Raw genomic sequence first — 8,681 nt, 5'->3', positions numbered from 1 at the left:
CCGCGGGGGTTCGAATCCCTCTTCCTCCGCCATTATATTTAAAATCCAAGACTAATAGATATTTAATGCAAGCGCTTAGTTAATAAGGGCTTGCTTTTTTACGTGTTAAGTGAATAGTTAAAATATTGAATAAGTCAAAAAAGAAGTGTGAACTAAACCATTTACTAATGAATTACTGAAAAGGAAAATCAACATCGTTAAATAATTTGAGTTATTGTATCCTAAGAGATTATTTTAAAAACAAACCACTCCAATAATGAAAGCCTTTACATAACTTGTCTAGACAAGTTATACTGAAGCAAAGATAAAAAGGAAGTGGCTAACTTGGCTGTAAATAGAAAAGATGTGCAGCACATTGTACAAGCAATTGGTGGTAAAGAAAATATTGATGCAGCAACGCATTGTGTGACTCGATTAAGAATCGTGCTTAAAGATGATAATAAAGTAAATAAAGACATGTTAAGTGACAATCCATTGGTCAAAGGGCAATTTAAAGCAGATCATCAGTATCAAATTGTTATTGGACCAGGAACAGTAGAGGAAGTATATAAGCACTTTATAGATGAAACGGGTGTTGAAGAGGCTTCCAAAGATGAAGCTAAGCAAGCAGCTGCAAAAAAAGGGAACCCTTTACAACGGCTGATTAAGTTATTAGGAGATATTTTTATTCCAATTTTACCTGCATTAGTTACAGCGGGTTTATTGATGGGAATTAACAACTTATTAACGATGAAAGGGCTTTTTGGGCCTAAGCCATTAGTCGAACAATATCAGCAATTAGGAGATATTTCTAATATCGTTAATGTGATTGCTAGTACGGCTTTTATTTTCTTACCTGCACTTATTGGGTGGAGTAGTATGCGTGTATTTGGGGGAAGTCCTATCTTAGGATTAGTACTTGGACTCATATTAATGCATCCACAACTGGTCTCTCAATATGATATTGGCAAGGGACATATTCCTACATGGCATTTATTTGGTTTAGAAATTAAACAATTAAATTATCAAGGACAAGTCTTGCCAGTGTTGTTTGCAGCATATGTATTGGCACAAATTGAAAAAGCATTAAATAAGGTAGTTCATGATTCCATTAAGATGTTGGTGGTAGGGCCTATTGCGCTTTTAGTTACCGGCTTTTTAGCATTTGTCATTATAGGTCCAATTGCATTAGTCATTGGTACTGGTATTACAGGTGCAATACAATTTGTATTTGAACATGCTGGATGGCTAGGCGGCTTCTTATATGGATTACTTTATGGCCCGCTTGTTATTACAGGGTTACATCATATGTTCTTAGCAGTTGACTTTCAATTGATGGGCAGTAAATTGGGAGGCACTTATCTATGGCCAATTGTTGCTATTTCAAACATGTGTCAAGGTTCAGCAGCATTTGGAGCTTGGTATGTGTATAAACGACGCAAAATGGTTAAAGAAGAGGGATTAGCATTAACTTCAAGTATTTCAGGTATTCTTGGGGTAACAGAGCCAGCAATGTTTGGGGTGAACTTACCTCTAAAATATCCATTTGTAGCAGCGATATCAACATCAGCGATACTAGGTGCAATTGTGGGGGCGAATCGAGTGCTAGGTAATGTAGGTGTAGGCGGATTTCCTGCATTTATCTCTATTCAACATCAATTTTGGTGGCCGGTATATCTTCCTATAACTATTGCAGCATTAGTGATTCCAGCAATATTAACGGTATTTTTAGCAAAATTTAGTCATGAAAAAACGAAAAAAATTGTAACACCTCCAGAAGCAGAAAAATAATTTGAACGACGTATAGATTAATCATTATAACCGAGATGCGTTTTCTATGCGAATAACATATAAAAAGGAGCAGGACATGGCAAACAATGACTGGAGAAAATCTGTAGTTTATCAAATTTATCCGAAATCTTTTAACGATACAACTGGGAATGGTGAAGGAGATTTACAAGGTATCATTGACAAACTGGACTATATACAATATTTAGGTGTTGATTATATTTGGTTAACCCCGATTTATGAATCACCTATGAATGATAATGGTTATGATATTAGTAATTATTTTAAAATCAATGAACGATTTGGCACCATAGAAGACTTTCAAACATTGATTTCTGAAGCACATGACCGTAATCTAAAAGTTATGTTAGATATTGTCATTAATCATACTTCTACAGAACATGAATGGTTTAAACAAGCAATCAGTTCAAAAGACAACCCGTATCGTGATTTTTATTTTTTTAAAACATCTCCAGATGGGCCACCGACGAATTGGGAATCAAAGTTTGGTGGAAATGCATGGCAATATGATGAGAAGACTGATGCGTATTATCTTCACCTTTTCGATGTAACACAAGCTGATTTGAATTGGGGAAATGAAAAGGTACGTCAAGCGTTATATGATATTGTTAATTACTGGATTAAATTTGGGGTAGATGGCTTCCGTTTTGATGTTATTAATCTTATATCTAAAGGTGAATTTAAAGATTCATCAAAAATTGGAAAAGAATTTTATACGGATGGACCACGTGTTCATCAGTATTTACATGAGTTAAACCGCAATACTTTCGGCGATAAAGGAATGATGACAGTTGGTGAGATGTCATCAACAACGATTGAACATTGCATTAAATATACTAAACCAGAGCGTCAAGAACTTAACAGCGTATTTCATTTCCATCACCTCAAAGTTGATTATCTTAATGGTGAAAAGTGGTCAAATGCTAAGTTAAACTTTCTCAAGTTGAAGGAAATTTTGATGGAATGGCAAATAGGCATTTATCAAGGTGGGGGTTGGAACGCGATATTCTGGTGTAATCACGATCAACCACGTGTCGTGTCACGTTTTGGAGATGATTCGACTGAAGAAAATCGCCAAGCCAGTGCTAAAATGTTAGCAATTGTGTTGCATATGCTTCAAGGGACACCGTACATCTATCAAGGTGAAGAAATCGGTATGACCAATCCACATTTTACTACTATAGAACAATATCGCGATATTGAATCTCATAATGCGTATGAAAAATTAACTGCACAGGGTGAAAGTGATGTAGAGGCGCTTACGATTTTAGGGCAAAAGTCTCGAGATAATTCACGCACACCTATGCAATGGAATAATGAAGCTTATGGAGGTTTCACTACAGGTAAGCCTTGGATTGATTTAGCACAAAATTATGAACAAGTAAATGTTCAACAAGCGATGCAAGATAAGCAATCTATTTTACAAACATATCGACAATTGATTGACATTCGACACCAATATGATATTGTGACTTACGGAAATATAGAAGCGCTATATATGGCACATGACAAGTTGTTTATATATCGACGTAATTATCAAGCAACTTCATGGTTAGTTGTTGCTAACTTTTCACAGCAACCAGTACGATTACCAGAAGATTTAAACATTAAAGGAAAAACAATTATTAGAAACGGGGAAATATCAAACCGACAAATAACTGGATATGGAGCGTTGGTGGTTGAGCAAGAATTATAGATAAGGAATTGGTGAACCAAGTGACAATTAAGAAATTCACAAAAATTTATAACCAATTAAAAACAGCCATTTTGAATGGAAGTTATACTAAAGGGAGTCAATTACCATCGGAACATGAGTTAATGAATATAAATAAAGCTTCACGTGAAACAGTGAGAAAAGCTTTAGATTTATTAGTAGCTGATGGTATGATTCAGAAAATAAGAGGTAAGGGCTCTGTTGTTATATATCGAGGCGTAACGGAATTCCCATTTTCGGATTTAATTAGTTTTAAAGAAATAAAGGAACAATTAGGGCTCACCCACCATACGGAAATGCTTCTCAACGAAACATGTTATGCACATGAATTCCCAGTTGTTAAAGAAAAATTAGGGCTGAGAAACTATGAAAGACTTCTACACATTGTACGTACTCGAAGTATTGATGGGAAAGTTAAAATATTAGATGAAGATTTCTTTTTGGCATCCCAAGTACCAAGTTTGAGTCGAGAAGTTGTAGAGGATTCGATATATAATTATATTGAGCAACAACTCAACTTACAAATTAGTTATTCATGTAAAGCGATTACCTTCGAAGCATTTAATGATTATGAGTTAAGTATATTTGGAAATGTTGAGCCACCATATTCGGCAACAGTTAGAAGTATTATTTATCTTAAAGATACGACAGCTTTTCAATATAATATTTCAAAGCATATTGCTACAGATTTCACTTTTAAAGAATTTTCACGACGTTATCACAACTATTAAAAATGTGATTTATTGATTACGCATCTATTCTAAATGATAGACATTACACTTGCATATCAATGCTTATTTATAGTAATATAATTCTTGCCGTGCTAGGTGGGGAGGTAGCGGTTCCCTATACTCGAAATCCGCTTTATGCGAGACTTAATTCCTTTGTTGAGGGCACAATTTTGTGAAGTCTGCCCGAAGCACGTAGTGTTTGAAGATTTCGGTCCTATGCAATATGAACCCATGAATCATGTCAGGTCCTGACGGAAGCAGCATTAAGTGGATCCTCATATGTGCCGTAGGGTAGCCGAGATTTAGCTGTCGACTTCGGTAACGTTTATGAATTGTGTTCGATTCAGAGGTGTGCGGCTTTTTATATACAATCAAAACTTTACTATAAATAAATACAATACGAGGAGGCTGAGATATATTTAATAACTCAGCCTCTAATTACATTTTCGGAGCCTCAACAGAGAGGACTGGCACAATGCATTTCCAGAAGCAAAGTTACAAAATCTTTGTGATGAAATATGATTTTACTACTGCCCTTTTGATCAAAATAGCGAATATAGCAAAAATTTGATACATTTAAACTGTTATAAATTAAAGCTATGCTGATGCATTTCATTTTAACTATGTGCTATATAATGAAAGTGCATGTATTTGCGTCTATGCATACAATGTTCAGGAGGATATATGCAAGTATATTTAAGCACCTTAACTGAAGTAGATTATACTCAGACGCTAGAAAAAATCGAACAAAGTTATACAGAAAATCCGAAAAAAGGTAAAGCAAAAAGAGCGCTAGTAGCAAGGTTAAGACAGTCGCCAAGTTACCAATATGAACTAGAAGTAATTGCTAAAGATGAAGCAGCTGTAGTAGTAGGACATGTTATGTTAAGTAAAATTAATATCGTTGCGCAAGATGCGAAGTATCCTGCACTTGAACTTGCATCATTATCCGTAGATCCAGAAGTAAGAGGTCAAGGAATCGGCAAAGCTTTAGTAAATGCTGTTGAAGAACGTGCTAGAGCAGAAAATTTTAATACGATCATTGTATCTGGAGCGCCTGATTATTTTGAACAGTTGGGCTATGAAAAGGCAGAAATTTACGATATTTATTCCGACGAAAGTACGTTAGAACAGCTACAAGTGAAGTTTTTATGGGATCAATTAACAGACTATCCGCATGGAAAAGTAAAAGATGCAGATGTAGTATAAATGAATTGATATAAAATGGAGAACCCATGATATAATAATGAGTAATTGTTTATGGAGGTGTAGAAGTGAATTATCAGGCATTGTATCGAATGTTCAGACCTCAAAGCTTTTCCGATGTTGTTGGACAAGAACACGTAACGCAAACGCTGAAAAACGCGATATCAAAAGGTAAGCAATCACATGCCTATATTTTTAGTGGCCCAAGAGGTACAGGAAAAACAAGTATTGCTAAAGTGTTTGCAAAAGCAATCAATTGCTTAAATAGTAATGATGGTGAGCCTTGTAATGAATGTGCGATATGTAAGGGCATTACGACAGGCACTAACTCCGATGTCATCGAAATTGATGCGGCAAGTAATAATGGCGTAGATGAAATAAGAAATATTAGAGATAAAGTGAAGTATGCACCTAGTGAATCGAAATTCAAAGTTTATATTATAGATGAGGTTCACATGTTAACTACAGGGGCATTTAATGCGTTGTTAAAAACGTTAGAAGAGCCACCTGCACATGCGATTTTTATATTAGCAACAACAGAACCTCACAAAATTCCTCCGACAATCATTTCTAGGGCACAAAGATTTGATTTTAAAGCCATTAATAGTGAGCAAATCGTAGAACGGTTGCGCTTTGTGGCTGATGAACAACAAATCGATTATGATATTGCAGCCCTAGAATTTATAGCTAAAGCATCTGAAGGTGGCATGCGGGATGCATTAAGTATTATGGATCAGGCCATTGCGTTTGGTGATGACCACTTAACACTGAAAGACGCTTTAGACGTAACAGGAAGTGTAGACGAAGCGGCACTTAATGATTTATTTAAGGATATTGTTAATGGCGATGTGCGTGAAGCGTTCACCCGTTACCATCATTTTATTTCTGAAGGTAAAGAGGTTAATCGCCTTATCAATGATATGATTTATTTTGTCAGAGATACCATCATGAGTAAAACAGCAGACGAGTCAATGACATATGATGCATTAGCAGATTTTGATTTAGAAATGTTGTACCATATGATTGATATTATTAATGATACGCTTGTTTCTATTCGTTTTAGTGTCAATCAGAACGTACATTTCGAAGTTTTATTAGTAAAAATTGCAGAAATGATGAAAACCAGTCCAGAAAATGTCCAAAATGTTGCTACACCAGCTGCGGTAACACAACCAACAAATGATGCTTTGTTACAAAGAATGGAACAACTTGAAAATGAACTTAAGACACTTAAAGCCCAAGGTGTTATTGCTAAACCACAAAAGCCAACTGCTCAACGTGCAACAAGAAGTAATGTAGAAGTGAAACATGCATTTTCAATGAGCAAGATTACTAAAGTATTAGATAATGCAAATAAAGAAGATATTAAACTGTTAAAAGGGCGTTGGAATGACGTTATTGACCATGCTAAAAATAACGATAGAAAATCATTAGTAAGCTTGCTACAGAATTCCGAACCAGTGGCTGCAAGTGAAACAAATGTACTAGTGAAATTTGAGGAAGAAATTCATTGTGAAATAGTCAATAAGGATGTAGAAAAAAGAAATAATATAGAAAGTGTTGTTTGTGAGATTATCAATAAGAACGTCCAAGTTGTTGGTGTACCATCTGATCAATGGTTAAGAGTCAGATCTGAATATATACAACAGCGCAAAAATCATAATGGTGAGCAACATGAAACACAGGATGAATCATCACAGCAAACTAAGACGAGAGAACAATCACAACCCACTGATGTCGCACAAAAAGCGCGAGACTTATTTGGAGATGAAACCGTGCATCTTGTTGATGAAGAGTAAGACATGACAACAGTTATTTTCGTATGTATAATGAAATAAAAGTATAATTTGAACAAATAGATGTTTATTCAAGGAGGAAATGATATTATGCGCGGTGGCGGAAATATGCAACAAATGATGAAACAAATGCAAAAAATGCAAAAGAAAATGGCTCAAGAACAAGAAAAGCTTAAAGATGAGCGTATTGTAGGTACAGCTGGCGGTGGTATGGTAGCTGTAACTGTAACTGGACATAAAGAAGTAGTTGATGTTGAAATTAAAGAAGAAGCTGTTGATCCAGATGATATTGAAATGCTACAAGATTTAGTTTTAGCAGCTACGAATGAAGCAATGAACAAAGCTGATGAGCTAACACAAGAGCGCTTAGGTAAACATACACAAGGCCTAAACATTCCTGGAATGTGATAACTCATGCATTATCCAGAACCTATATCTAAACTCATAGACAGTTTTATGAAATTACCAGGCATTGGTCCTAAGACGGCTCAACGTCTGGCTTTTCATACTCTAAATATGAAAGAAGACGACGTAGTTCAATTTGCGAAGGCACTTGTTGATGTCAAAAGAGAGTTAACTTATTGCAGTGTTTGTGGACATATCACAGAAAATGACCCTTGCTATATTTGTGAAGATAAGCAAAGGGATCGGACAGTGATTTGTGTAGTCGAAGATGATAAAGACGTTATTGCTATGGAAAAAATGCGGGAGTATAAAGGGCTTTATCACGTCTTACATGGTTCTATATCGCCAATGGATGGTATTGGGCCTGAAGATATAAACATCCCTTCATTAATAGAAAGATTAAAAGATGAAGAAGTGAAAGAGCTTATATTAGCAATGAATCCAAATCTTGAAGGTGAATCGACAGCGATGTATATTTCTAGACTTGTTAAACCAATAGGCATTAAAGTAACAAGACTTGCACAAGGTTTGTCAGTTGGTGGAGATTTAGAGTATGCAGATGAAGTCACACTTTCAAAAGCAATCGCTGGAAGAACTGAAATGTAGTAAATGAGTTGAGCCAATAAGGCGCGCTTAACATATATTAATTCTGATAGATTAAGAACTTATATGTTTTAGAGCGACTTAATTGGCTTTTTTTAATTTTTTCATAAAAATTTGCTACAAACTAAAGTTTGTAAAAATGCGGTATTATGACTATATTTATAAATTTTCATACAAAAATCGAGTGGATAGGCGAACTATTTACTCTTTAATCAAAATGTTGTTCGCTTTATGGTGAGACGTATTTTAAATGTAAATGAATAGGTGTAATTTTTACTATTGTGATAAAGACACTCATCTTGTATAGTATTTATTTGTTGAGCAAATCAACTTAGCATTTCAAATAAAAATTAATTATATATAGTTGTTGACTTTTATGGCTATAGCTAGTATAATTAATTCTCGTCGGTAAGAAATGAACATTGAAAACTGAATGAC

The 8,681-nt window shown here is 35.1% G+C and carries 7 protein-coding genes and 1 other RNA gene; all 8 read left to right on the top strand.

The features are described 5' to 3' along the window. Nucleotides 1-324: 324 nt before the first annotated feature. The 8 genes from treP to recR all read left to right on the top strand — a co-directional run bounded on the left by treP (nt 325) and on the right by recR (nt 8,246). Entirely contained in the window at nt 325-1,770 is a 1,446-nt protein-coding gene (treP, locus tag HMPREF2864_RS03785) for a PTS system trehalose-specific EIIBC component (RefSeq protein WP_070545047.1), read from the top strand. A gap of 76 nt (nt 1,771-1,846) precedes the next feature. Next, nucleotides 1,847-3,484, top strand: coding sequence for an alpha,alpha-phosphotrehalase (treC, locus tag HMPREF2864_RS03780; RefSeq protein ID WP_002461170.1), 1,638 nt, complete (start codon nt 1,847-1,849; stop codon nt 3,482-3,484). A 20-nt stretch (nt 3,485-3,504) separates the two neighbouring features. Beyond that, on the top strand, nt 3,505-4,233 hold the full coding sequence (gene treR / locus HMPREF2864_RS03775) for a trehalose operon repressor (protein ID WP_002492155.1): 729 nt from the start codon (nt 3,505-3,507) through the stop codon (nt 4,231-4,233). Nucleotides 4,234-4,320: 87 nt separating this feature from the next. After that, nucleotides 4,321-4,590: signal recognition particle sRNA large type (ffs, locus tag HMPREF2864_RS03770), an RNA gene on the top strand. 327 nt (nt 4,591-4,917) lie between these two features. After that, entirely contained in the window at nt 4,918-5,442 is a 525-nt protein-coding gene (locus tag HMPREF2864_RS03765; protein ID WP_002479278.1) for a GNAT family N-acetyltransferase, read from the top strand. 65 nt (nt 5,443-5,507) lie between these two features. Next, a complete protein-coding gene (gene dnaX / locus HMPREF2864_RS03760) occupies nt 5,508-7,238 on the top strand; it encodes a DNA polymerase III subunit gamma/tau (protein ID WP_002461173.1) in 1,731 nt (576 codons plus the stop codon). A gap of 87 nt (nt 7,239-7,325) precedes the next feature. Continuing rightward, on the top strand, nt 7,326-7,643 hold the full coding sequence (locus HMPREF2864_RS03755; protein WP_002479279.1) for a YbaB/EbfC family nucleoid-associated protein: 318 nt from the start codon (nt 7,326-7,328) through the stop codon (nt 7,641-7,643). Nucleotides 7,644-7,649: 6 nt separating this feature from the next. Then, the gene (gene recR, locus HMPREF2864_RS03750; protein ID WP_002461175.1) at nt 7,650-8,246 is read left to right on the top strand and encodes a recombination mediator RecR; all 597 of its coding nucleotides are present in this window, start codon (nt 7,650-7,652) and stop codon (nt 8,244-8,246) included. The last annotated feature ends 435 nt before the right edge of the window (nt 8,247-8,681 follow it).

It is taken from the genome of Staphylococcus sp. HMSC059F04 (genome assembly GCF_001812565.1).
GTDB lineage: Bacteria > Bacillota > Bacilli > Staphylococcales > Staphylococcaceae > Staphylococcus > Staphylococcus lugdunensis.
The sequence above is the reverse complement of the archived record's forward strand: the minus strand, read 5'-3'. Positions and strand labels throughout refer to the sequence as shown.